Genomic DNA, 23,917 nt, shown 5'->3' on the forward strand with positions numbered 1-23,917 from the left:
AGCGTTCGGGTCGAGTCCGGCGTGCCGCAGTCGCTAGAATCGGCAAAGTTGAGCGGAACAGACTCAACCTTTCCAACGTTGAACCGAAGGACACCGTGCCGACGGCGAAGGCAGCCGCTGTACGCACTCGGCACCGGGGAAATTATCGACCAGTAGGAAGGTGCTTTGTGGACTCGTTCAATCCCACCACCAAGACCCAGGCGGCGCTGACCGCTGCCTTGCAAGCGGCCTCGGCCGCGGGTAACCCGGAGATTCGTCCGGCGCACTTGCTGGTGGCGTTGCTGGATCAGACCGACGGCATCGCCGCCCCCTTGCTGAAGGCCGTCGGGACCGATCCGGCGGTCGTACGACGCGAGGCGCAAGAGATCATCGACCGGTTGCCGAGCGCGACCGGTGCCACCACCACCCCCCAGCTCGGCCGCGAAGCGCTGGCCGCGATCACCGCGGCTCAACGACTGGCCACCGAGATGGGCGATGAGTACGTGTCCACCGAGCACGTCATGGTCGGCCTGGCCGAGGGCGATTCCGATATCACCATGCTGCTCACCAAGTACGGCGCCACCGCCGACGCCCTGCGCGAGGCCTTCACCGCCGTCCGCGGCAGCGCCCGGGTCACCAACCCCGACCCCGAGGGCAGCTACCAGGCGCTGGAGAAGTACTCCACCGACCTCACCGAGGCCGCCCGCTCCGGCAAGCTCGACCCGGTGATCGGCCGCGATACCGAGATCCGCCGAGTGGTGCAGGTGCTGTCGCGGCGCACCAAGAACAACCCGGTGCTCATCGGTGAGCCCGGCGTCGGCAAGACCGCCATCGTCGAAGGGCTGGCCCAGCGCATCGTCGCCGGTGACGTACCGGAATCGCTGCGTGGCAAGTCGGTGATCTCGCTCGACCTCGGCGCCATGGTCGCCGGTGCGAAATACCGCGGTGAATTCGAGGAACGGCTCAAAGCCGTGCTCGAAGACATCAAGAACAGCGCCGGGCAGATCATCACCTTCATCGACGAGCTGCACACCATCGTCGGCGCGGGCGCCACCGGTGAATCGGCGATGGACGCGGGCAACATGATCAAGCCGATGCTGGCCCGCGGTGAACTGCGCCTGGTCGGCGCCACCACGCTGGAGGAGTACCGCCAGCACATCGAGAAGGACGCCGCGCTCGAGCGCCGGTTCCAGCAGGTGCTGGTCGGCGAGCCGTCGGTGGAGGACACCGTCGGCATCCTGCGCGGTATCAAGGAGCGCTACGAGGTGCACCACGGCGTGCGCATCACCGACTCCGCGCTGGTCGCCGCGGCCACCCTGTCCGACCGCTACATCACCTCCCGGTTCCTGCCGGACAAGGCGATCGACCTGGTCGACGAATCGGCCTCGCGGCTGCGCATGGAGATCGATTCGCGTCCGGTGGAGATCGACGAGGTCGAACGCGCGGTGCGCAGGCTCGAGATCGAAGAGGTCGCGCTCGCGAAGGAAACCGACGAGGCCTCCAAGCAGCGGCTGGAGAAGCTGCGTTCGGAACTGGCCGACGACCGGGAAAAGCTCAACCAGCTCACCACCCGCTGGCAGAACGAGAAGAACGCCATCGACCAGGTCCGCGCGCTCAAGGAGGAGCTGGAATCGCTGCGCGGAGCCTCCGAGCGGGCCGAACGCGACGGCGATCTCGGCAAGGCCGCCGAGCTGCGCTACGGCAAGATCCCCACGCTGGAAAAGCAGCTCGCCGAGGCCGAGAAGGCCTCTGCCTCGGCCGGTGACGGCGAAGTCATGCTGAAGGAAGAGGTCGGGCCCGACGACATCGCCGAAGTCGTCTCGTCCTGGACCGGGGTTCCGGTGGGCCGCATGCTCGAAGGGGAGACCCAGAAGCTGCTGCGCATGGAGTCCGAACTGGGCCGTCGCGTGGTCGGTCAGGAAGAGGCCGTGCAGGCGGTGTCGGACGCCGTGCGCCGGGCGCGGGCAGGCGTCGCCGACCCGAACCGGCCGACCGGCTCGTTCATGTTCGTCGGTCCCACCGGCGTCGGTAAGACCGAGCTGGCCAAGGCGCTGGCCGATTTCCTCTTCGACGACGAACGCGCCATGGTCCGCATCGACATGAGCGAGTACAGCGAGAAGCATTCGGTGGCCCGGCTGGTCGGCGCGCCGCCCGGATACGTCGGCTACGACCAGGGCGGCCAGCTCACCGAGGCGGTGCGGCGCAGGCCCTACACCGTGGTGCTGTTCGACGAGATCGAGAAGGCGCATCCGGATGTGTTCGACATCCTGCTCGCCGTCCTCGACGAGGGCCGGTTGACCGACGGCCAGGGCCGCACGGTCGACTTCCGCAACACCATCCTCATCCTCACCTCCAACCTCGGTGCGGGTGGCGACAAGGACTTCGTGATGAACGCCGTGCGCTCGGCCTTCAAACCGGAGTTCCTGAACCGGCTCGACGACGTCGTGATGTTCCATGCGCTCAACGAGGAACAGCTCGAGTCCATCGTCGACATCCAGCTCGACCAGCTGCAGAAGCGCCTGGCCCAGCGCAGGCTGACGCTGGACGTCAGCGGCTCGGCCCGGTTCTGGCTGGCGGTGCGCGGCTACGACCCGGTCTACGGTGCGCGGCCGCTGCGCAGGCTGATCCAGCAGGCCATCGGCGACACCCTCGCCAAGGAGTTGCTGGCCGGCGAGATCACCGATGGCGACACCGTCAAGGTCGGCGTCAGCCCCGACGGGGACGGACTCGTCGTCGGCAGGTGATCGGGTGCGGCGGGCGTCGCGGTGTTCCGACAGGAATGCTCGTGGCGCCCGTCCCTCGTACGCTGGGTGCATGACCAACCCGAACGATCCGTGGGGGCAGCGGCCGGACGATTCGCCGACCGAACACCTGGGTTCGCCGGGTGGTTCCGGCACCGATCCGCTGCACACCACCGAGTACACCGAGGCCTACGGGCCGACGGCGTATCCGGGCGGTGACCAGTACGAGCCGTGGAAGCCGCCGTCCAACCCGACGCGCGAACTACCCACCTACGACAGCCAGTGGGGCGGGTACGAAGCTCAGCAGTGGCAGCCGCCGACCCAGCCCACCCCCGATCCGGCGGCGATGGGCGGTCTCGGCGCGATGCCGCCCTCGGGTGAACCGCCGCGCCCGCCCAAGCGCAACACCGGGCTGTGGATCGGGCTCGGGCTGGCCGTGGTCCTGTTGATCGCGGTCGCCGGTGCGGTCGCCGGGTTGCTGTTCGGCGGTGGCGATTCCACCCCGTCGGCCAGTGACTCCGCGACGTCCTCGCTGCCCACCGCCGGCCGCACCCCGAACGCGACGCCGGGCCCGAGCACGCCGCCGCTGGTCATCCCCAGCCTGCCCGGGATCGAGGGCATCGACGGCATCGGCGCGACCATGGGCACCATCACCGCCAACAACGCGGGCACGCTCACCGTCAGCTCGATCGGCGGCGCGACCGTCACGGTGACCACCGACGCGAACACCCAGGTGATCTCGCTGTCGGGTGGATCGCCCGCAGATCTGCCCACCGGCGAACTCGTGGTCGTCCAGGGTGACAAGGCCCCTGACGGGTCGATTCACGCGAAGATCATCATCAGCACCGCACTTCCCGGCGGCGGACGATGACAAGTTTCGTGATCGGCCACAAACGCTGCGGCGCGCGCGGGTGGTGCCGGGCAAACCCCCGGTCGGCTCGATAGGCTAGACGACGATGACGGCTATGTGGTTCGGGTTGGCGGCGATCGCACTCGTGGGTGCGGTCGTACTGCTGTATTTCGATCGGCTCCAGCGGCAGCGGACCGGTCACGCGCGCCAGGTCTGGGCCAAGGCCCAGGGCTATACGTATGTGTCGGTGGAACCGGCGCTGCCCTCGACGTGGCGGCGCGGTGCGCTGGCCAAGCTGGGCTATCTGTCCGCGGTCGACGTGGTCTCCGGTATCCGCAAGGGCGAGAAGTTCGTGCTGTTCGACCTGGAGGATTCGGCGACGCTGGTGGCCGTGCGCAGGCAGATCGGCTCCGATATCGACGTCGATATGCGGCTGAAGACCGCCTCCCCGCCCAAGGACCACGATCTGGAACTGCTCGGCGCCATCGGTGATCGCGTGGTCTTCGCGACCAACCCGGAAATCGCCAGGCATGCCGTCGACCAGCGCATGGTCGCCTTCATCGAGACGCTGCCGGAGACGGTGCAGATGCTGTGGAGCGAGGGCAACTGGACCCTCGGCATGCTCTCGGTCGGCACCACGGCCAAGGAATGGGAGACCGCCATCGACGCGGTGCTGCGGCTGTCCGGTCTGCTGCACGTGTTGCCGCCGGTCGCGGAGCCGCGCGGACTCGACCCCGAAGGCGGGCGGTCGCAGGGCCGCGCCCGCGCCAGGGCGGCCGAGGTCGACGAGCCCGTCGAGCGTCCGGCTCGCGTCGCCCCGGCCCGGTTCCGCGATCCCGAGCCCGATCCCGACGATGCCGATTACGACGAATTCGACACCGGCTACGACGATTCCGACTATGACGACGCCGACTACGACGATTCCGATTACGACGAACCCGAGCCCGCCGAATCCGAGCCCGATGCGGGCGTGATCGGGGCCAGGCCCCCATCCAGGTCCGACGATGCCCGTCCCGCCTCGGCCGATACCGGCCGGGATCGCGATCCCGCGAGCCGTCCCGACGGGCCCGCCCCCGAACCGCCGTCCGCCCGGCGCCCCAGCCTGGCCGTCGTCCCCGACGCCCGCCCGGCCGCGCGGGAGGAGCGGGTCGCCGAACGCATCGAATCCGTCGACCGCAGCAGCCGCCCCGGCGACTTCCGCGCCCCCGCCTCCGACGACGACGCGCCGCAGCTACCCGGCGGCCCGTTCCACCCCGGATTCCGCCCATATCAGGGTCCGGTGCCGAAGTAACCCGCTCTGCTCAGCGCCGACAGCGCACGCCGTACCCTTGACGCGCAGGTGCTGGCGGGCGGACTTCGCCGAAACCGCTGTGACGCGACTCGTTGAACACACGCGGAAGGACTCAGATGATCGATCAGGCAACAACCGACCGGGACAGTTTGGCGGCGCTGGTGCGCGAACTCGCCGTCGTGCACGGCAAGGTGACCCTGTCCTCGGGTAAAGAGGCCGACTACTACGTCGACCTGCGTCGCGCGACGCTGCACCACCAGGCCGGCCCGCTGATCGGCAAACTGTTGCGCGAGCTGGTTGCCGACTGGGATTTCGACGCCGTCGGCGGGCTCACCATGGGCGCCGACCCGGTGGCGCTGGCCGTGATGCACGCCCCCGGCCGTCCGATCGACGCGTTCGTGGTCCGCAAGGCCGCCAAGACCCACGGCATGCAGCGGCAGATCGAAGGCCCCGACATCGTCGGCAAGCGGGTGCTGGTCGTCGAGGACACCACCACCACCGGTAACTCGCCCCTCACCGCCGTGCGCGCGCTGCGTGAGGCCGGCGCGACCGTCGTCGGCGTGGCGACCGTGGTGGACCGGGAGACCGGCGCCGATCAGGTCATTGCCGCCGAGGGGCTGGAGTACCGCTCGATTCTCGGGCTGAAGGATCTGGCTCTGGGCTGAGTAGTTGCCCTCCGCTAGCCTGGTGCTGATTTATTCGGTAGTTGAAGGGTCGTGTGAGTCGCCGTGGTGAGCATTGCAGTCAAGAAGGGCCGCGACAATGTCGCGATGCTCGGTATCGGTGCTTACCGGCCGCAGCGCGTGGTCAGCAATGACGAGGTGTGCGAGGTCCTCGACTCCACCGATCAGTGGATCTACGAGCGCACCGGCATCCGCAACCGTCGCTGGATCAGTGGCGACGAAACGCTGCGTTCGATCGCCGCGGCCGCCGGTGATCGCGCGCTGAACAACACCGGCATCGACCGCTCCAAGATCGGCGCGCTGATCCTGTGCACCTCCAGCTGGCTCAAGCTCACCCCGCACGGCGCGCCCACCATTGCCGCCGACCTCGGCATCAACGGCATCCCCGCCTTCGACCTCACCTCCGGCTGCGGCGGTTTCGGCTACGGCCTCGGTGTCGCCGCCGACCTGATCCGCGCCGGTTCGGCCGAATATGTGCTGGTCATCGGTGCCGAGACGATGACCGTCGGCCTCGACCCGACCGATCGCGGCACCGCGATGATCTTCGGTGACGGCGCGGGCGCGGTCGTCGTCGGGCCGAGCGAGGAGAACGGTATCTCCCCGACGGTGTGGGGCAGTGACGGCGAGAACGCCGAGGCCATCGCCCAGGACGTCGACTTCCTGGAATTCATGAACAAGGCTCAGGCTTTGCAGGGCACCGATCCCGCGGTCGAGCCGATCGGGCGGATGTCGCTGCGCATGGAGGGCCCGAAGGTCTTCCGCTGGGCCGCGGTGACGTTGCCGCGTGCGCTGTCGGCCGCGCTGGAGGAATCCGGGGTGTCCAAGGAGGACATCGAGGTGTTCGTCCCGCACCAGGCCAATGCCCGCATCAACGAGCTGATGAAGAAGAACCTCGGCCTGGCCGAGGACATCCCGATGGCCAACGACATCGAGAACACCGGCAACACCTCGGCCGCGTCGATTCCGCTGGCCATGGAGGAAATGCTGGTCACCGGCAAGGCCAAGGGCGGTCAGCTGGCGCTGCTGCTCGGCTTCGGTGCCGGGCTCAGCTATGCCGGGCAGGTCGTCACCCTGCCGCCGAAGCCCGCCGAGCCGAGCTTCTGACGGTATGCGCCCGTTCCGCGCCGGGTATCTGGCCGCCACCGCCGTCACGGTGTTCGGTGCGCTCACCGGTCGTGACAAGTTCCAGTGGGTGGCCAAGCCGCTGATGATGCCGCTGTTGGCGGCCGACGTCGCGCGCAGTTCCGCTGAACTCGATCCCACCGACCGGACCGTGCTGCTGAGTTCGCTCGGCGCCGCCACCGTCGGCGACGTGCTGCTCATCGACCCGGATGACGACCGCAGGCTGATCGCGGGTGCGTCGTCGTTCGCGGTCATGCAGGCCGGATACGCGTCGCTGTGGTGGCGATATGGTGCGCGGCCGGTTCCGGCCGTCGCGGTGCCGAGGGTGCTGGCGTGGATCGGTGCCGCTGCGTTGTTGCGTGCCAAGGCGCCCGCGATCGCGGCCCCGCTCACCGCCTACGGAGCGACGCTCGGCACCGCCGCGGTGCTCGCCTCCGATCCGGGGCTGGCGCCGGGTGCGGAAAACGTTGCCGGGCTGAATATCCCGAACGCGGATCCGCGCAGCCGCCTCGGTCTCGGCGCGTTGCTGTTCACCGTGTCCGACGGGTTGATCGTGCTGCGCCGTGTGTTCGCGCGAGGTGAGCGTGCGCGGCGAGTGACCGAGGGCGTCATCCTCGCGACGTATGGTGCGGCGCAGTACCTGCTCGCGGATCCGAAGGCGCACGAGCGGCGGAACTGAACTCGCGCAACCGATTCGGTGGGCGGCATTGATTCCGGCCGGCCTCGCTCACAGGCAGAACAGCACCCGATCCCGGTTCTCCGGATCCACCCGGATCGAGATGACCTCCCCGATCGCCAGCCGTTCCTTGTCGGCCGGTGTCACGTCGTACACAACTGTGCCCCGGTAACTTTCGGCTCCCGGCACGGTGAACTCCAGATCCAACTCGGTCAGCTCACTGTGATGATCGGTCCACGCCAACGGCCGCACATGCTCCACCCGAGCCCACCCCTCGATACCGTGCCGCGCCAGCCGGCGATCCGCCTTCGACGGCCGCTCCACCCACATCAGCCCGATCCCGATGCCCGACCCGAAGATCCCGACCAGCGCCATGATCTGGAACGGGACGGTCCCGTCCGGCGTATGCTGCACCACCCACCCCAGCCACACCGCGAGCAGGATCAGGTACCCGGCCGTCACCCCGAGCACCACTCGCAGCACGCGTACGTGGTCCATCACCATCACCCCACGCATCCAGGATAGGCCCGTGAGCTGCGCCGTAACCGGAAGCCGCTGGTTTGCCGGCGGCACCTCCTGAAGCGGCCGGCCGCGGCATCGGCCGAACCTCGCCGACCGGATGCGACGTCCGTTTGCCGCCAGCGTCGGCGGTCATCCGGCGACATGCTCGGATGCATGTCCGACCCGACCACGCTCGACGTCCTCACCGCCATGTACGCCGCCGAAGCCCGCTATCTCGCGGCAGGCGGCCCGGGCCGAGCCTCCTTCGCCACCCTTGCGCCGTACTTCTCCCCGGACGTCGTCCTCTACCAGGCCGACGCCCTCCCGTACGGCGGAATCTGGCGCGGCCACGCCGGTCTCGAACGCTTCTTCACCGCCATGAGTGCCGTCTGGGAGGTTTTCGACGTCCTCGACCAGCAGTTCCTCGCCACCGGCAGCACCGCCGTGGTCCACACCAGAATCCACGGCCGAGCCCGCGCCACCGGCCGCGAACTCGACTTCCCGATCCTGCAAACCTTGCGCATGGAGAATTCGCGCATCGCCGAGATCTGTCCGTTCTACTGGGACACCCAGGCGATCGCCGACGCGACGACACCCGCCCCGGTTCCCGCTGCACGGAATTTATAGGTCGATTTTCCGTAATTTGCCTGCCGTTGCCCACGGGTCATTGCTACCGTGGGCTCACGGTCGTCTCCTGTCGGGGGGAGCCCTCCGTCCCGGGTCGCTCCGGAACCAAGAAATGGCTTGTGGCCAGGGGGTTCTTCTCCTGCCCGACATCAGGAAGTCCACATGACACTCTCGATTCATCGTCCGGCACATGCTCTGGGTGTAGCTGCCGCAGGGGTGCTCGCCGCCTCCGCCTTGCTCGTTGCGGCACCCGCAGCATCCGCCGATCCGCTCACCGACCTGCTCTGCAACTCCGGCTCGGCCCAGTTCTGCCCGCCCGCCCGGCCTGCGCCCGGAGCACCCGCGCCTGGTGTCTACTACAAGAACTGCGACGCTGCCCGCGACGCCGGCGTGGCACCCCTGCACCGTGATGACCCCGGCTACGCACCGCACCTCGATCGCGACAACGACGGAATCGCCTGCGAATAGCCGCCGTCGGGAGGCAGGTCGGGCATAACTTGACAGAAGATGGCAGGGTTCGGTGCCAGGATCGGACACCATGACGACCCGCTATTACACCGCCACCAGCCTCGACGGCTACATCGCCGACCAGAACAACTCCCTGGATTGGCTGCTGGCCATAGCCGACGCCGATACTGCGACCAGCGACATCGACGAGTTCCTGCGCGGCGTCGGCGCCATGTGCATGGGCGCGACAACCTACGAATGGATGGCAGCCAACAACCCACCCGACTACTGGCCGGATAACTACGGTGACCGCCCGTGCTGGGTATTCACCCACCGCGATCTGCCCCCGATCCCCGGAGCGAACCTCCGATTCGTTTCGGGCGACGTCCGCCCTGTCCACGCCCAGATGACCACAGCCGCAGCCGACCGCGATATCTGGATAGTGGGTGGCGGCGAACTCGCCGGCCAGTTCGCCGACGCCGGCCTACTCGACGAGGTGATCGTCGGCATCACCCCGGTCACCCTCGGGTCCGGCGCCCCACTCCTGCCGCGCCGAATCCTCTCGGACCGAATGCGGTTGGTCGAGGTCGAGCAGATGGGGCAGTTCGCCAAGCTCGCCTACCGGTTGAGCTGAGTTCGCCGATTGTGGCCACGTACTGCGGGCACTCGACGGAGCGTGCCGTAGCTACCTCCGCAACCGCAGCACCGCCATCACCCTGCGGTGATGCGTGTCCGAGGGCGGCAGATCGAGCTTGGTGAAGATATTGCCGATGTGCTTCTCGACCGCCCGTTCGGTGACGGTCAGGGAGCGCGCGATGGCGGCGTTGGTGAGGCCCTGGGCCATCAGCTCGAGCACTTCGCGCTCGCGCGGGGTGAGCCGGTCGAGGGCCTGTTGCTGGCGGGAGGCGCCCATCAGTTGGCTCACCACCTCGGGGTCGAGTGCGGTGCCGCCGGTGGCGACGCGGTCGAGGGCTTCCATGAATTCGCGGACGTCGGCGACCCGGTCTTTGAGCAGGTAGCCGACGCCGTTCGCACCGGCGGCGAGCAATTCGGTGGCGTAGCGGGTCTCCACCCATTGGGAGAACACGAGCACGCCGGTGAGCGGGAATTTGCGGCGTAGTTCGATGGCGGCGAGCAAGCCCTCGTCGGTGTAGGTCGGTGGCATCCGGACGTCGACCACGGCGACGTCGGGTGCGTGTTCGGCTACCACCTCGGACAGGTTCGTCGCGTCGCCGACCATCGCCACCACCTGATGCCCGCGTTCGGCGAGCAGCCCGGCCAGTCCGTCGCGGAGGATGGCGCTGTCCTCGGCGATCACCACGCGCAGCGAATCCGGTTGGGTGGCCCCGGTACTCATCGCGGGCCCGCTGTCGGCAGGGTGATGGTGACGACGGTCGGCCCGCCGACGGGACTGTCGACGGTGAGGCCGCCGTCCACGCTCGCGGCCCGCGCCGCCAGCCCGGCCAGCCCGCTGCCTGCCACCGGCTCGCCCGGAATCGGTTGCAGCACACCGCCGCTGCCTTTGTCCCGGACCGAAACCACCAGCGCATCATCACCCGAGGGCAGCACCGACACCCACGCATGGGTCGCACCGGCGTGTTTCACCACATTGGTCAGCAGTTCGGCGACGGAGAAGTAGGCGATGGCCTCGATCGCCGGGTGCGGTCGCACCGGCAGATGCACCCGCAGCTCCACCGGCACCGAGCAGCGCGCCGCCAGCGTCTCCAGCGCCGGTTCGAGGCCCAATTCCAAAGCGGGCGGATGGATTCCGCGCACCAGTTCGCGCAGCTCGGCCAGCGCTTCCTTGGTGCCAGCGTGCGCGTCGGCGATCAGGTCGCTGGCGTCGGCGCCGTGGCTGAGCCGCTCCTCGGCCCGGCCGAGCGCCATCGCGATGGTGACCAGCCGTGCCTGGGTGCCGTCGTGCAGATCGCGTTCGAGCCTGCGCAGTGTGGCCGCGGAATCCTCGACCGCCACCCGCCTGCTTTCTTGCAGATCGGCCAGCCGTCGGTCCCGCGCGGTCGGCGCGAGCAGCCAGATCGCCAGCTGCCGATGCACCAGGCAGACCACCCGGAACAGCCACGGCAGCGCGAAGCAGCCGAGCACGCCGAGCGCCGCGAACCCCAGCACCCGCGGCCAGGTGTCGATGTAGAAGTCGCCGAACTGGGCCAGCGAATGCCGCTCCACGCCGTTCTCGTCGATATTGGTCGGGGTGAACAGGTACCACGGCAGCGGTGAGATCGCGGTGAACCCGATCATCGCGGTCGCGATCAGCAGGAAATACCCGCCGACCATCCCGACGATCGACTGCACCACCACGAATGCCAGCGCCCGCCAGCTCGGCATATCGGTGAACGCCGCCTTCAAGAATCCGAACAGACCGGAGGCCGGGGCGAACGGCGGCGGCGGGTCCAGCGGTGTGCCGAGCAGGTCACGCACCAGCGCACGGTAGACGTGGCCCCAGAGCCTGCCGCCGAGAATCACCAGCGCGAGCACCGGGATCCCGATGATGGTCAGTGCCACGAAGACGCCGAGGCCGCCGGCCAGGTACACATAGCCCGTTCCGAGCATGCCGAGCAGCAACGCCAGGATCAGATAGGCGAGTTCTTTCCAGGTCCGTGCGGTGAAGGGCGCACGCAGCACAGCGCGCAGCACGCGCATCCCGGTCGGTTCCTCGGTGGCCGGTGTGTCGAGCACCAGCGTCTGAGTGACGGAAGAATCGGTCATGAGCTCCATGGTTGTCGAGGCGGATGGCCCGATCGAGGGCGCTGACCACCGGGTCGATGGTGTAGCTCGCACTACCATCCTCGCCCATCACCCGGTGCGCCTGCGCCCATACGTCGCCGCCACCACCACTTCGGTGCTCGCTGCCAGGCGACGGGAAGCCGCGGCACCGATAACATCACCGGCATGACTTACCCGCCGCCGGACCTCGGCAAAGACCCGTATGGCTCGCAGCCGCATGCTTCTCAGCCCTACCCGTCACAGCCCTACCCGTCACAGCCCTATGGCGCGCCGCAGCCCTACGGCTACGCACAGCCCTACGGTTACGGGCCGCAGCAGGATCATCCGCAGGCCACGACCATTCTCGTGCTCGGCATCCTCAGCCTGGTGATGTGCGGCATCCTCGGCCCGTTCGCGTGGTCGATGGGCAAGAAGGCGCTGGCCGAGATCGATGCTTCCGGGGGAATGATCGGGGGTCGGGGGAACGTCAAGGCGGGCTACATCTGCGGGATGATCTCGTCGATCCTGCTGATCATCTCGATCGTCTTCTTCATTCTGTACATCATCATCGTCGTCATCGCGATCGGCGTCTCGGCCTAGTTCGCCCTGCCGGGCTCGGGGGCTCCCACCTCGGGAATTAGCATCGACGGCGTGACCGATCTCGTGCCGGACCTGCCGGAACAGCTCCCCGGCCCCACCGAATGGGGCGAGCATCCGCATGGCGTCGGCCCGTGGGCGGAGGAGTTCGGCGGGCAGCCACCGCAGGATCCACGACTGGACCCGGTGCTGCTCGCCGAAGGCGATCGCCGCAATGTGGTGGACGCCTACCGGTATTGGACGCGCGAGGCGATCGTCGCCGACATCGATGCGCGCAGGCATCCCTTCCACGTCGCGATCGAGAACTTCGGGCACGACGCGAACATCGGCACCGTCGTCCGCACCGCCAACGCGTTCGCCGCCGCGGCGGTGCACATCGTCGGCAGGCGGCGCTGGAATCGGCGCGGCGCCATGGTCACCGACCGCTATCAGCACATCGAGCATCACACCGATATCGCGGCGCTGCTGGAATTCGCACGGCGCGAGGATCTCACCGTCGTCGCGGTCGATAATGTGCCCGGATCGGTTCCGCTGGAAACGGTTCGGCTGCCGCGACGGTGCCTGCTGCTGTTCGGGCAGGAGGGCCCCGGGGTCACCGATCATGCCCGCGACGCCGCGACGCTGACGGTGTCGATCGCGCAGTTCGGATCCACCCGCAGCATCAATGCCGGCGTGGCCGCGGGCATCGCCATGCACGCGTGGATCCGGCAACATGCCGATCTGACCACAGCCTGGTAACAATTGGGCGGCGAAACCCGGTGCCGACCTGGCACCATTGAGCTATGACCACGCGGAGGGACGCACGGCGTCAGGGGGAATTCAGCGAGCCGACGCCCGCGTTGTGGTCCGAACGCGCCGATATGGCCGAATCCGCGATCATCTCCCGGCATCTACGCCCGCTGTGGGGATTGCCCGGTACCACCCTCGGCGTGGTCGGCTGGCCCGCCACCAAACGTGAGCGGCTGTTCCTGTCCTGGCATTACTGGTGGCAAGCGCATCTGATCGACTGCGCCGTCGATGCCGCCACCCGCGTGCCGACCCCCGCGCGCCGCAAGCGCATCAGCGCGCTCGCCCGCTCGCACCGGCTGCGCAACATCACCGGGTGGACCAACCGCTACTACGACGACATGGCGTGGCTGGCCATCGCTTTGGAACGCGCGCAGCGCACCCAGGACGCCGACGCGGCGGGCGCGCTGCTCGCATTGGAAAAGGAACTCTACGAATCCTGGGATCCCGACACCGGCGGCGGCATCCCGTGGCGGGTGGGCGCCGACTACTTCAACGCGCCCGCCAACGGCCCGGCCGCCATCGCCTTGCTGCGGCTCGGCCGCCACGAACGCGCCGCCGAGATGGCCGACTGGCTCGACGCCACCCTGCGCGACCCCGAAACCGGCCTGATCCTCGACGGCATCCACCTGCCCTCCGGCGAGATCGAGCGCCCGGTGTTCACCTACTGCCAGGGCGTCGTGCTCGGTGTGGAGACCGAACTCGCCGTGCACACCGGCGAGGCGAAACATCTCGCGCGAGTCCATCGCCTGCTCACCGCTGTCGAGGATCGGATGACCACGCGCGGCGTCGTCCAGGGCGGTGGCGGCGGTGACGGCGGCCTGTTCAACGGCATCCTGATCCGCTATCTCGCCCTGGTGGCCCTGATGCTGCCCGGCGACGACGCCGAACAGGAAGCCGACCGCCGGTGCGCGGCATCGATCGTGCTGTCCTCGGCGAAGGCCGCGTGGGCGAACCGGCTCGAAGTCGAAGGCGAACCGCTGTTCGGCCACGACTGGAGCAAACCGGCACAGTTGCCCGGCGGCAGTTCCGGCGCGGGCTACTTCACCTCGGGTGGTTCGGTGACGTCGTCGAAGGTGCCCGAACGCGATCTGTCGGTGCAGTTGTCGGGCTGGATGCTGGTGGAAGCAGCGCACATGGTGAGCGCGGCGGGGTTGTGAACCCCACGAACTGGTGGCCGACAGCTCGACCACGACGACCCTCGACCTCGCGGGAAATCGGGTCGAGATCGGCCTCGACGCCCTGACCAGCACTCGAGCGTAGTGCTGTTCCGGTCCGTCGGGTACCTACGAGCGGACCGGGCACGCGCGGCCGCTCAGTGCTCCGGCATTCCCGCCGCATCCAGGTCGAAGTCCTCGACCGGCTGCGCCATCTCCTGGCGGTACTGGCGGATGCCGAGGATCGTGCCGATGATCAGGCCGACGACGAGCACGATCACCACGGCGGGCATCAGCCAGGGGACGCGCTGGATGAAGCCGCCGGCGTAGTAGCCGATGAGCAGCAGGACCGGGGCCCAGAGCACGGCGCCGATGGTGCTGGCGATGGTGTATTTGCGGTGATCCATGCCCGCCGCGCCGGCCACCATCGGGCAGAGGGTGCGCACCCAGGGGATCCAGCGGGCGACGAGCACCGCGACGAAGCCGTGCCGGTGCAGCATCTCGGAGACCCGGGCGAGGTTGCGGGTGTTGATGTAGCGGCCGTTCTTGCGGGCCACCAGATGGTGGCCCGTGCGGCTGCCGACGACGTAACCGACCTGATTGCCCGCGATGGCCGCGACCATGGTGCCCAGCGACAGGCCCCAGACCTGCGCCTCACCGGAGGCATGCGAGGCCATCACCACGCCCGCGGTGATCAGCATCGAATCGCCGGGCAGGAAAAGGCCGATGATGAAGGCGCACTCCAGGAAGACGAACGTCAGCACGATCGTCCAGACGAGTGCGGGGCCCGCCGAGATCAGCGGTTCGAAGCTGCCCAATGCGAGGGTGGAGGACGCCGGCGTCACTGCGATCAGCGCGTGGTCTCGTTCGTCGACGCCGTCAGCTCGACATCACGGGCGGGATCCACCTGCTCGGCCGAACCGCGGCCGAGCAGCTTCTTCGCGACGGCCATGATGCCGGGCAGGATCGACACGAACACGATGAGCAGGAAGATCGCCTCGACGTGGTCGCGGATGAACGCGACATTGCCGAGGAAGTAGCCGAGGACGGTCACGCCGCCGCCCCACAGGATCGCGCCGACGATGTCGAAGGCGACGAACTTGCGGTAGTTCATCGTGGACACGCCGGCCAGCACCGGCATGAAGGTACGCACGATCGGCACGAACCTGGCCAGGATGATGGTCTTCGGGCCGTGTTTTTCGAAGAACGCGTGCGTCTCGGTGACGTAGTGCTTCTTGAAGAAGCGGCTGTCTTCCTTCTGGAACAGCGCTGGCCCGATGGCCCGGCCTATCCAATAGCCGGACTGGTCACCGGCGAAGGCGATGAAGGTGACGGCGGGCACCAGCACCCAGATCGACACCGGCGGATCCGGTTGCGCGGCCAGCAGGCCACCGGTGAACAGCAGCGAGTCGCCTGGCAGCAGCGGGAACAGCAGACCGGTCTCGATGAAGACGATGACCAGGATGGCCGGGAGGACGGCGTGCCGCAGCCAGGACTCGGTGAGCAGATACATCGGATCGAGCAACTGAGTCAAGGCAAGGTTGCTTGTCACCGCGTCGGAGGCTGCGAGCGCAATCACCCGGCCCACAGTACCGGGTCATCCCCCGCCTGCCCCGGTCAAGGCGCGGAGGAGGCAGCGAAATGGCGCAATGATCCCCTGATATCGGCGGAAAGCCTGCTGGCTTAGGGTGGGGCTGACAAAATCGTCTTTTTGCCGCACAAAACGGAGGTCTTCACAGTGCCCATCGCGACTCCGGAGGTCTACGCCGAGATGCTCGGTCGGGCCAAAGCGAACTCCTTTGCCTTCCCCGCGATCAACTGCACGTCGTCGGAGACGATCAACGCGGCGATCAAGGGCTTCGCCGACGCCGGTAGCGACGGCATCATCCAGTTCTCCACCGGTGGCTCGGAGTTCGGTTCCGGCCAGGGTGTGAAGGACATGGTGACCGGTGCTGTCGCGCTGGCCGAGTTCGCGCACGTGGTGGCGGCCAAGTACGACGTCACCATCGCGCTGCACACCGACCACTGCCCCAAGGACAAGCTGGACGGATTCGTCCGGCCGCTGATCGCGATCTCGCAGGAGCGGGTGAACGCCGGGCGCAACCCGCTGTTCCAGTCGCACATGTGGGACGGTTCGGCCATCCCGATCGATGAGAACCTCGAGATCGCCAAGGACCTGTTGAAGGCCACCAAGGCCGCCAACATCATCCTCGAGGTGGAGATCGGCGTCGTCGGCGGTGAAGAAGACGGTGTCGAGGCCGCCATCGACGAGAAGCTCTACACCTCCCCTGCCGACTTCGAGAAGACCATCGAGGCGCTGGGAGCCGGCGAGAACGGCAAGTACCTGCTCGCGGCCACCTTCGGCAATGTGCACGGTGTGTACAAGCCGGGCAACGTGGTGCTGCGTCCCGAGGTGCTGGCCGAGGGTCAGCGGGTGGCCGCGGCCAAGCTCGGCCTCGGCGCCGACGCACAGCCGTTCGACTTCGTCTTCCACGGCGGTTCGGGCTCGCTGAAGTCCGAGATCGACGATTCGCTGCGCTACGGCGTGGTGAAGATGAACGTCGACACCGACACCCAGTACGCCTTCACCCGGCCGGTCGCGGGCCACATGTTCAGCAACTACGACGGTGTGCTCAAGATCGACGGCGAGGTCGGCAACAAGAAGACCTACGACCCGCGTAGCTACCTGAAGAAGGCCGAAGCGTCCATGGCGGCGCGTGTGGTCGAGGCATGCAATGATCTGAAGTCCGCGGGACGGTCGATCAGCGCCTGACCCACAACCCTGGCGGGGGCAACAGCACATGAGTCTCGAGGTGCGCCTGCTCGGGCCCGTGCGGCTGCTCGTCGGCGGTGAGCCGGTGGCGGTCGGCGGGCCCAAGCCGCGGGCGTTGCTTGCGGCGTTGGCGGTGAATCGGCGTCGCGCGGTGTCGTCGATGGCGCTGGCCGACATGGTGTGGAACGAGGATCCGCCCGACTCCTACGCCGCGAGCCTGCAGGTATTCGTCTCGAATATCCGTAAGGCACTGCGTAATTCGGGTATCGACCCGGCCGCCGTGTTGCGCACCGAGTCCTCCGGCTATCGGCTGGAGATCGCCGAGGAGGCCTGCGATCTCGGCCGGTTCGAGGCCGCCCGCGATGCCGCCGCCAGGGCCGCCGAGGTGGGCGACCATGCCACGGCCGCCCACCTGTTCGGAACCGCGCTGCGCGAATGGGACGGCCGGGCACTGGCCGATCTGGCGGGCCTGCAATTCGCCGACGGTTTCGCCACCGCGATGGACGAGGAGCGGTTGCTCGCCGCCTCCGCCCGCATCGACGCCGAAATCGCCTGCGGGCGGGCGTCTTCGGTGGTCGGGGAGTTGGTGGCGATGACCACCGAACATTCACTGCGCGAACCGCTGTGGGGGCAGTTGATCACCGCGCTGTATCTGTCCGGTCGCCAGGCCGACGCCCTCGATGCCTGTCGCCGGGTGCGCACCGTGCTCGCCGACGAACTCGGCATCGATCCGGGCCCGGCGTTGATCGAGCTCGAGCAGCGGGTGCTGCGCCAGGAACCGTTGAACACCGTGGAGTTCAAGCGGGCCGAGCGGATGGCCGCGGCGATGACCGATACCGTCACCGAGGTGCCGAGCGCGGTGCGCAGCGGCCAGATCCTGATGCCGGACGGTCGCGCGGTCGTCGTCGCCCAGGCGGGGTTGCGCATCGGCCGGATGACCGATAACGACCTGGTGATCGACGATCCGAAGGCCAGCCGCTATCACGCGCAGATCATGCCGAGCCGGGCCGGGCTGCTGATCAAGGATCTGCATTCGGCCAACGGCGTCTTCGTCAACGAACTCCCGATCGACACCGGCGCGCTGCTGGCCGACGGTGACGCGATCCGTATCGGGGGGACGGTGCTGGTCTTCCAGGCCGCGCGCTAGCGCCGTTACGGCTCGCCGGGTTCGCAGGCGACACCGTTGTGATCGGGGTCGAGCCGCAGTGAGTATCCGCGCTGGCCCTGCCGGATCGGTGCCTCACCGTCGCGACGGGCTTCACCGCAGGTCAGGTAGAACGGCGATGCCTTCGGTGTGGTCGATCCGGTAGGTCGCTGATGCGGTTCGTCGAGTTGATTCGGTGAGGTCTGCCAGTCGGTGGTGCTGTGGCCGTCGGTGCGGTCCGGCGCGGCGATGGCCAAAGGCGCGAGCGCGATAGTCACGCCGGCCAGGCAAGCGGCCGCGGCACCGGGGAGCGCCCGGCGGGGGATGAGCGGAATCTTCATGAGGTAGATCCTGAGAACGCTGGCGGGCTGCGATGGGGGCGATTCCCCGCCGATTATCCGCGTGATCGCGCGCGAAAACCACCCGCTGGCCGAGCCCTCGTGGCTTCGGCTCGCCGGTCGGCGCAGATGCGCGCCGCGGGCTCGGAACCGGCCGTTCGCCTGCGGATCCTGCTGGTCGAACACATCGCACTGGTGCGCGTCGGCCTCGTTCGGCGGTAGCAGATGATCTTCGGCCGGTAGGGTCACACGCTGGTGCGAACTTCAGCCATGGAACGAGGGGTCGACGATGGCGAGGCGGGTGATGGCCGCGCTCGGCGCGGTGGTCTTCGGCGCGGGTGTGCTGGTGTGCGCGGAGCCGGTGCCGGCGGGCGCGGGACCGCAGGACGGTGTGCCGGGCAGCGGGCCGTGCCGCAGTGATCCGGCGCCGACGCATGAACCGCTGATCCCGGAAACGCTCGAGGTGCCGATCCCCTATCCGGTGATCACGGTGCTGCCACCGCAGCCGCCGGAGCCGAAGCCGACCAGGGTGCAGATGGAGCTGCCCGCCGATCCGTGCATGAATCCCTGCCCGGACCTCACCGATGAGCCCGCACCGCCGCCGAGCCTGGCCGAGCAGCTCGGCATCCCGGAAATCTTGTTGAGCCCCAAGCCGTTCCACTTCGCGATTCCTGGTCCAGGCCCGGATCCCGGGCCGGTTCCGCCGCCCCCGCCGCCGGTGCGGCCACCGGTCGAAGCCGCGCCGCAATCCCCGGCCCCGGCCGCCCCGAAGGTGGGCGCCGTGCGCGAGGTGGCCAAGCAGACCGGGGCGAATTCGGTCAACCGCACCGATAAGCGCTGGCAGGTGCAGGGCACCGACCTGGGCATCATGTGGGAATCGGCGCCCGGCGAGATCGCCACCGCCTTCGGCGACACTGTCGGTCGCGGCTTCCATCCGCCGGGCGGCATGGGCGGCGATTGGCGCAGCAACGTGCTGGCCTTCAGCACCGATCGCAGGCTGGACGACGGCATGACCTACGACCGGATGGTCACCGACAGCCGCTGCCACGCCGCCGAGGTGCTCTCCAGCCGCAAACTCGACAACGTGGAGGTCACCACCATCCCCACCTCGGGTTTCGCGCTGGGTGAGCGGCAGTACATGAGCTACATGTCGATTCGGACCTGGAACAGCCTGCCCGGCACCTTCTTCACCAACTACGGCGGCATCGCCTACTCCGACGATCACGGCCAGACCTGGACCAAGGATCCGCACGCGCGCTGGGACAACATCTTCGGGCTCGCGAATTTCCAAGTGAGCGCGATGGTTCCGCACGGTGAGCACGTGTACGTGTTCGGCACGCCGAATACCCGGCTCGGTGCCGTCGGGCTGGCACGAGTGCCCAAGGATCAGATTCTCAACACCACCGCGTATCAGTACTGGCGCGACGGATCCTGGACGCCGGTGGGCGGTGCGGGCTCGGCCACCCCGATCGTCAACGGGCCGGCCGGTGAGCTGTCGGTGCGATACGACGCCGAGCGCGATGTCTGGCAGATGAGTTACCTCGATACCGCCAAGGCCGCCATCGTTGTGCGCGAAGCGAATTCGCCGCAGGGCGGGTGGTCGGATGGCACGCCGACGGTGACGGTGCGCGACTACCCGGAGCTGTACGGCGGATTCATCCACCCGTGGTCATCGGGGGACGACCTGTACTTCAACATCACCACGTGGAGCGATTACAACGTCTACCTGATGCACGCGAAGCTGGAGTGAGGCCGGGCCTCAGCCGAGCCTGACCTCGGCGATCGCGCGACCGAAAAGCTTGCGGCCCTGCGATGTCCCGGATAGCACGACGGTCGCGGTGCGCCGCTGCGGATCCAGCTTCTTGATCTTGCCGGAGAACTCGACGGCGCTGCGAGCGTCGGCCTGCACCGGCACATATCCCGCGAAGCGCACGCTCAGCGATTCGATCGCGGTCGGATCGCCCAGCCAGGAGGTCAGTTTGCCGCCGGCCAGGCCCATGGTGAGCAGGCCGTGCGCCACCGTCGTCGGCAGGCCCGCCAGTTTGGCGGCGTGTTCGCTGAAATGGATGGGGTTCGAGTCGCCGGACACGCCCGCGTAATTCGCCAGATCGCCGCGGGTCAGCCAGGAGGTACCGAGCTCGATCTGCGCACCCTCCGACAGCCGATCGAACTCGGGAACGGCATGCACCGGGGCCGGGGGCGGCGTCGTCGTGGTGTCGAGGGCATCGGCGTCCAATTCGATGAGCGCGTCCAGCTCGCCGAGCGCGGTGGGCTCGGCATCGGCGCGGCCGTGCATCATGATGTTCGCGACCGCTTCGGTGATATCGGGGGCCACCTCCACCCCGCGCCTTGCCACGATCGTGGACGAACCCACCTGCGCGATCTCGTCGTCCTGGTTCTTCAACACGAAGTTCACGTGGATGAAGTCGTTGTCGTTGAACCGGCGGATCGATTCGATCTCGACCTCGCTGGTGATCCGGTCACCGGCGACCATCGGCCGATGCACCCGGAACACCTGGTCGGTCTGCAGGATCTGGGACAGGTCGTATTCGGTGAGCACCGAATCCAGCAGCGCCCTGGTCGCGGTCATGCCGATCACCGAGGCGAACGTGGGCGGGGCGATGATGCCCTCATAGCCCAGCTTGCGCGCATCGACCTCGTGCTGGTGCGCGCGGTGATCGTTCTGCACCGCGCGCGCGAACTCGCGGATCTTTTCCCGGCCGACCTCGTAGTGATCCCGGATCCGGAATCGCCGCCCCGCGAGCGTTGCCGTCCGCACCACCTCGTCCGGCCGCGCCATCGATTGTTCCCTGCCCATGATCCGGGCAATGCTACTGGCGATTCGGACCAGCGACCAGCTAGAAGGGGGTAACTGTGACCTTCGATACCGGATACGGCGACATCGCCGCCGGATCGTTACGGCGCGCTGTCCGGCGGGTCACAGACCTTCCATCCGTCCTCGGTGTGCTGGAGATCGAACGTCCGTGCCGAGCGCGCCGGATCCGCCTTGGTGTAGACGGTGGCCTGCGCGATGGCGGTGTTCTCGGTGATCCGGATGGCCTGGATGTTCTCGACCACCGGGATGCTGCCCTGCTCCACCGACTGCTGGTGCACCCCGGCGAACTGATCGTCGGGAATGCCCCGGTAGAACTCGTGCAGCGTGCCGCAGGTGGTGGAGCGCAGCGTCTCCAGATCACCGTCCTGCAACGCCCGGGTGTAGCTGCCGATGGTGTTGCGGATCTGTGCCTCGGGCGAATTGTCGTCTCCGCCCACCACGGCGACCAGCAGCACCGCGATGAGCCCGACCACCAGCACCACGGCTCCGGCCACGGCCAGCAGCCACCGGCTGGGGCGGCGACCGGCCTCGGCCGCCGGTTCAGGGGCGGCCGGCTCCACTCGTTGCGGCGCCGCCACCGCACGTGGCTGCGGCGGACGCGGGCCACCCGCCAGCGATTGCGCGGGCGTCGTCGGCTGCATATCCGCAGGAGAGGGCGCACTTCCCGGACGCTGTCTGCTGCCAGACGCCTGCTGCGCTGCGCCCGCCGCCGCTGCGCCCGCTGCCGCTGCGCCCGCTGCCTGCGGCGTATCGCCCTGGTGCGGCGCGCCCTGTTGCGGGCCTCCGGTGCCACCTTGCGGTTGTGGTGTCTTCGGCCCCCTTGCACCGGGGCCGCCTTGCTGCGGCGTGCCCTGCGCGGAACCGCCGTGCTTCGGCCCACCGGGGGAGCTCTGCGGCCCGCGCTGTTGCGGTGCCTTCTGCAATGGCCCGGCCGACGGACCTTGGTGCGGACCGCCCTGCTCGGCACCACCTTGCCGTGGACGGCCCTGCGGCCCACGACTCTGCGGCCCGCCTCGTTCGGGCGCAGGCTGCTGTGGAGTCTCTCGCTCGGCCTCGCCCTTGTTGGTCGTTCCCGGCTGCGGCCGCTTGCCCTGCGGCGGCACGCCACCGTGCTCGGGTCCCGACGGCCCATGCGCCCCCGCCTGCTTCGGGCCCGCGGCCGGGCGCGGTGTGCTCGGCGGCTTACTCAGCGGCTGCCGCGCACCGCCACTCGCCACGCGATCGGTACCGCCCGCCCGCTGCACGGGAATAGCGACGGTCTGGGCGTCGGCCGGGTTCGGTACGGCTCGCATCTGGACGGTCGCGGCGTCCTCGGACGAGGTAGCGGCCGCCGGTGCCGTAGGCGATCCGGATTCGGTGGCGTCGCCTGCGGAGTCGTCATCGGCGCGGGGACCGCCGGAATCGGCTGTCGCGTCGGCACCGGCAGCATCGGCGCCGTGGCCTGCACCCGATGGGCCTGCCGGTGGCTTGCCCGCCTCGGCGGCACGCCCACCAGGAGCGTTCGCCGCACCTGCGGCACCTGCGGCAGCAGCGCGAGACCCACTCTTGTCGGAGGCGGCCGCCGCTTCCGTCGCGCTCGCCCCACTTCCGGCCGTGCCGCCACTTGCGGGGTCGACCCGCCGCATGGCGACCGTTTTCGCATCGGCGCCGTCGTCCGGTGACGCGCCGGCCGCATCGTCCTTCCGCGCTGTGCCGGATGTGGCGATCGCCTCGGTCTCGGCGTCGGCTTCGCTGTCGGTTGTAGTGGGTGGTTGTGGCGAGGGGGGATTCACGCCGGAGTCGGCGGGTGATGTGCCCGCCCCGGCCCCGGTGGCCGCACCCGCACTGCGCTGCCGCTCGCCGGATTTCGGGTGGGCCCGGCCATCCTCGCGCACTGCTGCCACCGGAGCGTTTTCGGATCCAGAAGATCCGGTCGCGGGGGAGCCGGCTGCGCCGGACCCGGTGGCGGACGCGCCGGAGGCGGGCGTGCCGGCGGATTCTCGGGCGCCGCGCTCGACGATCCGGTCACGGGAGATCTCGGCCGTCTCTGCGCCGGGGTCATCGGATGTGTCTGCCGGACCGGACGTTTCGGCGGCCGCAGGAGCCGACTTGCCCGAGTCCGAGCGTGTACCCGAGCCCGAGCCCGAGCCCGACCCCGGGCGCGAGGTCGAGCCCGAGTCTGAGTCTGAGGTCGTGTCCGAGTCCGGGCGCGAGGTCGAGCCCGAGTCTGAGGTCGTGTCCGAGTCCGGGCCGGAGCCCGGCGGCGTCGAGGCCGAGCCTGAGGTCGCGCCCGAATTCGCGCCTGAGTCCGAGGCCGAGTCCGAGCGTGTGCCCGAGTCCGAGCCCGAGGTCGGTTCGGGTTCGGAACCGGCGCCCGAGTCGGCCGCGCGGCTGTTCCCCGCAGTACCGGTGTCGACCTGCGCGAACGCCTTGGTGGGGGCGTCCGCGTCGGCGTCGGTGGTGTCGGTGGCGCGCGCAGTGTCCGTGGCGTCCGAAGCGGTCGGCGAGGTGGGTTCGGTCCCGTCGGCGGCAGAGGTGGGCGGTGCGGCCGGTTCGTCCGTTGTGCGGGCGTCGGCGGGTTTGCGCACCGGGTTCTTGTCGTCGTTCGGGTCGGACACCACTACCCCTCGCTCAGCGGAACATTGTGAACTTCGACGGCCAGCCTAATG

General features: G+C 68.6%; 24 protein-coding genes. 16 read left to right on the forward strand and 8 right to left on the reverse strand.

Annotated features, from left to right (window positions below):
* Nucleotides 1-167: 167 nt before the first annotated feature.
* From clpB to AC4HOU_RS09425, 6 genes are all read left to right on the forward strand, one after another.
* Complete coding sequence (clpB, locus tag AC4HOU_RS09400; protein WP_195020214.1) at nt 168-2,723, forward strand: ATP-dependent chaperone ClpB; 2,556 nt, start codon at nt 168-170, stop codon at nt 2,721-2,723.
* Between the two features lie 70 nt (nt 2,724-2,793).
* Nucleotides 2,794-3,591 carry a DUF5666 domain-containing protein gene (locus AC4HOU_RS09405; RefSeq protein ID WP_490724377.1) on the forward strand — a complete coding sequence of 266 codons (798 nt, stop codon included), beginning with the start codon at nt 2,794-2,796 and terminating at the stop codon, nt 3,589-3,591.
* Between the two features lie 85 nt (nt 3,592-3,676).
* Nucleotides 3,677-4,861 (forward strand): hypothetical protein, encoded by a 1,185-nt coding sequence (locus tag AC4HOU_RS09410; protein ID WP_490724378.1) that lies wholly within the window; start codon nt 3,677-3,679, stop codon nt 4,859-4,861.
* 116 nt (nt 4,862-4,977) lie between these two features.
* Nucleotides 4,978-5,526 carry an orotate phosphoribosyltransferase gene (gene pyrE, locus AC4HOU_RS09415; RefSeq protein ID WP_036541023.1) on the forward strand — a complete coding sequence of 183 codons (549 nt, stop codon included), beginning with the start codon at nt 4,978-4,980 and terminating at the stop codon, nt 5,524-5,526.
* Between the two features lie 63 nt (nt 5,527-5,589).
* Entirely contained in the window at nt 5,590-6,648 is a 1,059-nt protein-coding gene (locus AC4HOU_RS09420; RefSeq protein ID WP_163817124.1) for a beta-ketoacyl-ACP synthase 3, read from the forward strand.
* Between the two features lie 4 nt (nt 6,649-6,652).
* Nucleotides 6,653-7,345: a lysoplasmalogenase gene (locus tag AC4HOU_RS09425; RefSeq protein WP_490724379.1), complete on the forward strand. Its 693-nt coding sequence runs from the start codon at nt 6,653-6,655 to the stop codon at nt 7,343-7,345.
* A gap of 48 nt (nt 7,346-7,393) precedes the next feature.
* Here AC4HOU_RS09425 and AC4HOU_RS09430 read toward each other — a convergent pair whose 3' ends face one another.
* Nucleotides 7,394-7,840 (reverse strand): DUF3592 domain-containing protein, encoded by a 447-nt coding sequence (locus tag AC4HOU_RS09430; protein WP_163817129.1) that lies wholly within the window; start codon nt 7,838-7,840, stop codon nt 7,394-7,396.
* Nucleotides 7,841-8,017: 177 nt separating this feature from the next.
* On the opposite strand from AC4HOU_RS09430, the gene AC4HOU_RS09435 reads away from it, so the two are divergent.
* From AC4HOU_RS09435 to AC4HOU_RS09445, 3 genes are all read left to right on the forward strand, one after another.
* Nucleotides 8,018-8,470, forward strand: a complete 453-nt coding sequence (locus AC4HOU_RS09435; protein ID WP_490724380.1) for a nuclear transport factor 2 family protein — start codon at nt 8,018-8,020, stop codon at nt 8,468-8,470.
* A 162-nt stretch (nt 8,471-8,632) separates the two neighbouring features.
* Nucleotides 8,633-8,938, forward strand: coding sequence for an excalibur calcium-binding domain-containing protein (locus AC4HOU_RS09440; protein ID WP_490724381.1), 306 nt, complete (start codon nt 8,633-8,635; stop codon nt 8,936-8,938).
* Between the two features lie 70 nt (nt 8,939-9,008).
* Complete coding sequence (locus AC4HOU_RS09445) at nt 9,009-9,551, forward strand: dihydrofolate reductase family protein (RefSeq protein WP_280213387.1); 543 nt, start codon at nt 9,009-9,011, stop codon at nt 9,549-9,551.
* A gap of 51 nt (nt 9,552-9,602) precedes the next feature.
* Here AC4HOU_RS09445 and AC4HOU_RS09450 read toward each other — a convergent pair whose 3' ends face one another.
* On the reverse strand, nt 9,603-10,274 hold the full coding sequence (locus AC4HOU_RS09450) for a LuxR C-terminal-related transcriptional regulator (RefSeq protein ID WP_490724382.1): 672 nt from the start codon (nt 10,272-10,274) through the stop codon (nt 9,603-9,605).
* The gene (locus AC4HOU_RS09455; RefSeq protein WP_490724383.1) at nt 10,271-11,641 is read right to left on the reverse strand and encodes a sensor histidine kinase; all 1,371 of its coding nucleotides are present in this window, start codon (nt 11,639-11,641) and stop codon (nt 10,271-10,273) included. Before AC4HOU_RS09455 ends, AC4HOU_RS09450 begins: the two co-directional genes overlap by 4 nt.
* 183 nt (nt 11,642-11,824) lie before the next feature.
* On the opposite strand from AC4HOU_RS09455, the gene AC4HOU_RS09460 reads away from it, so the two are divergent.
* From AC4HOU_RS09460 to AC4HOU_RS09470, 3 genes are all read left to right on the forward strand, one after another.
* The gene (locus AC4HOU_RS09460; RefSeq protein ID WP_324191335.1) at nt 11,825-12,238 is read left to right on the forward strand and encodes a DUF4190 domain-containing protein; all 414 of its coding nucleotides are present in this window, start codon (nt 11,825-11,827) and stop codon (nt 12,236-12,238) included.
* A gap of 51 nt (nt 12,239-12,289) precedes the next feature.
* Nucleotides 12,290-12,973, forward strand: coding sequence for a TrmH family RNA methyltransferase (locus tag AC4HOU_RS09465; protein ID WP_490724384.1), 684 nt, complete (start codon nt 12,290-12,292; stop codon nt 12,971-12,973).
* Nucleotides 12,974-13,095: 122 nt separating this feature from the next.
* Nucleotides 13,096-14,181, forward strand: a complete 1,086-nt coding sequence (locus tag AC4HOU_RS09470; protein WP_490724471.1) for a glycoside hydrolase family 76 protein — start codon at nt 13,096-13,098, stop codon at nt 14,179-14,181.
* A 155-nt stretch (nt 14,182-14,336) separates the two neighbouring features.
* Here AC4HOU_RS09470 and AC4HOU_RS09475 read toward each other — a convergent pair whose 3' ends face one another.
* Nucleotides 14,337-15,023 (reverse strand): DedA family protein, encoded by a 687-nt coding sequence (locus AC4HOU_RS09475; protein ID WP_163817142.1) that lies wholly within the window; start codon nt 15,021-15,023, stop codon nt 14,337-14,339.
* A gap of 5 nt (nt 15,024-15,028) precedes the next feature.
* Nucleotides 15,029-15,691 carry a DedA family protein gene (locus AC4HOU_RS09480; RefSeq protein ID WP_228806908.1) on the reverse strand — a complete coding sequence of 221 codons (663 nt, stop codon included), beginning with the start codon at nt 15,689-15,691 and terminating at the stop codon, nt 15,029-15,031.
* Nucleotides 15,692-15,916: 225 nt separating this feature from the next.
* Here AC4HOU_RS09480 and fbaA point away from each other — a divergent pair, with 225 nt between their 5' ends.
* Nucleotides 15,917-16,951 (forward strand): class II fructose-bisphosphate aldolase, encoded by a 1,035-nt coding sequence (gene fbaA / locus AC4HOU_RS09485; RefSeq protein WP_163817144.1) that lies wholly within the window; start codon nt 15,917-15,919, stop codon nt 16,949-16,951.
* Between the two features lie 28 nt (nt 16,952-16,979).
* Nucleotides 16,980-18,098, forward strand: coding sequence for a BTAD domain-containing putative transcriptional regulator (locus tag AC4HOU_RS09490; protein ID WP_490724385.1), 1,119 nt, complete (start codon nt 16,980-16,982; stop codon nt 18,096-18,098).
* 5 nt (nt 18,099-18,103) lie between these two features.
* On the opposite strand, the gene AC4HOU_RS09495 is transcribed toward AC4HOU_RS09490, so the two are convergent.
* Nucleotides 18,104-18,436, reverse strand: coding sequence for an excalibur calcium-binding domain-containing protein (locus AC4HOU_RS09495; protein WP_490724386.1), 333 nt, complete (start codon nt 18,434-18,436; stop codon nt 18,104-18,106).
* 286 nt (nt 18,437-18,722) lie between these two features.
* On the opposite strand from AC4HOU_RS09495, the gene AC4HOU_RS09500 reads away from it, so the two are divergent.
* Nucleotides 18,723-20,183: a glycoside hydrolase family 183 protein gene (locus tag AC4HOU_RS09500; RefSeq protein ID WP_194991869.1), complete on the forward strand. Its 1,461-nt coding sequence runs from the start codon at nt 18,723-18,725 to the stop codon at nt 20,181-20,183.
* 9 nt (nt 20,184-20,192) lie between these two features.
* Here AC4HOU_RS09500 and AC4HOU_RS09505 read toward each other — a convergent pair whose 3' ends face one another.
* Both AC4HOU_RS09505 and AC4HOU_RS09510 read right to left on the reverse strand, forming a co-directional pair.
* Nucleotides 20,193-21,251: a fused (3R)-hydroxyacyl-ACP dehydratase subunits HadA/HadB gene (locus tag AC4HOU_RS09505; protein ID WP_490724387.1), complete on the reverse strand. Its 1,059-nt coding sequence runs from the start codon at nt 21,249-21,251 to the stop codon at nt 20,193-20,195.
* Nucleotides 21,252-21,349: 98 nt separating this feature from the next.
* The gene (locus AC4HOU_RS09510; protein WP_490724388.1) at nt 21,350-23,152 is read right to left on the reverse strand and encodes an Rv0361 family membrane protein; all 1,803 of its coding nucleotides are present in this window, start codon (nt 23,150-23,152) and stop codon (nt 21,350-21,352) included.
* A 205-nt stretch (nt 23,153-23,357) separates the two neighbouring features.
* Between AC4HOU_RS09510 and AC4HOU_RS09515 the strand changes: the two genes are divergently transcribed.
* Nucleotides 23,358-23,915 carry a hypothetical protein gene (locus AC4HOU_RS09515; protein ID WP_195020207.1) on the forward strand — a complete coding sequence of 186 codons (558 nt, stop codon included), beginning with the start codon at nt 23,358-23,360 and terminating at the stop codon, nt 23,913-23,915.
* The last annotated feature ends 2 nt before the right edge of the window (nt 23,916-23,917 follow it).

The organism is Nocardia sp. JCM 38205 (genome assembly GCF_058222935.1).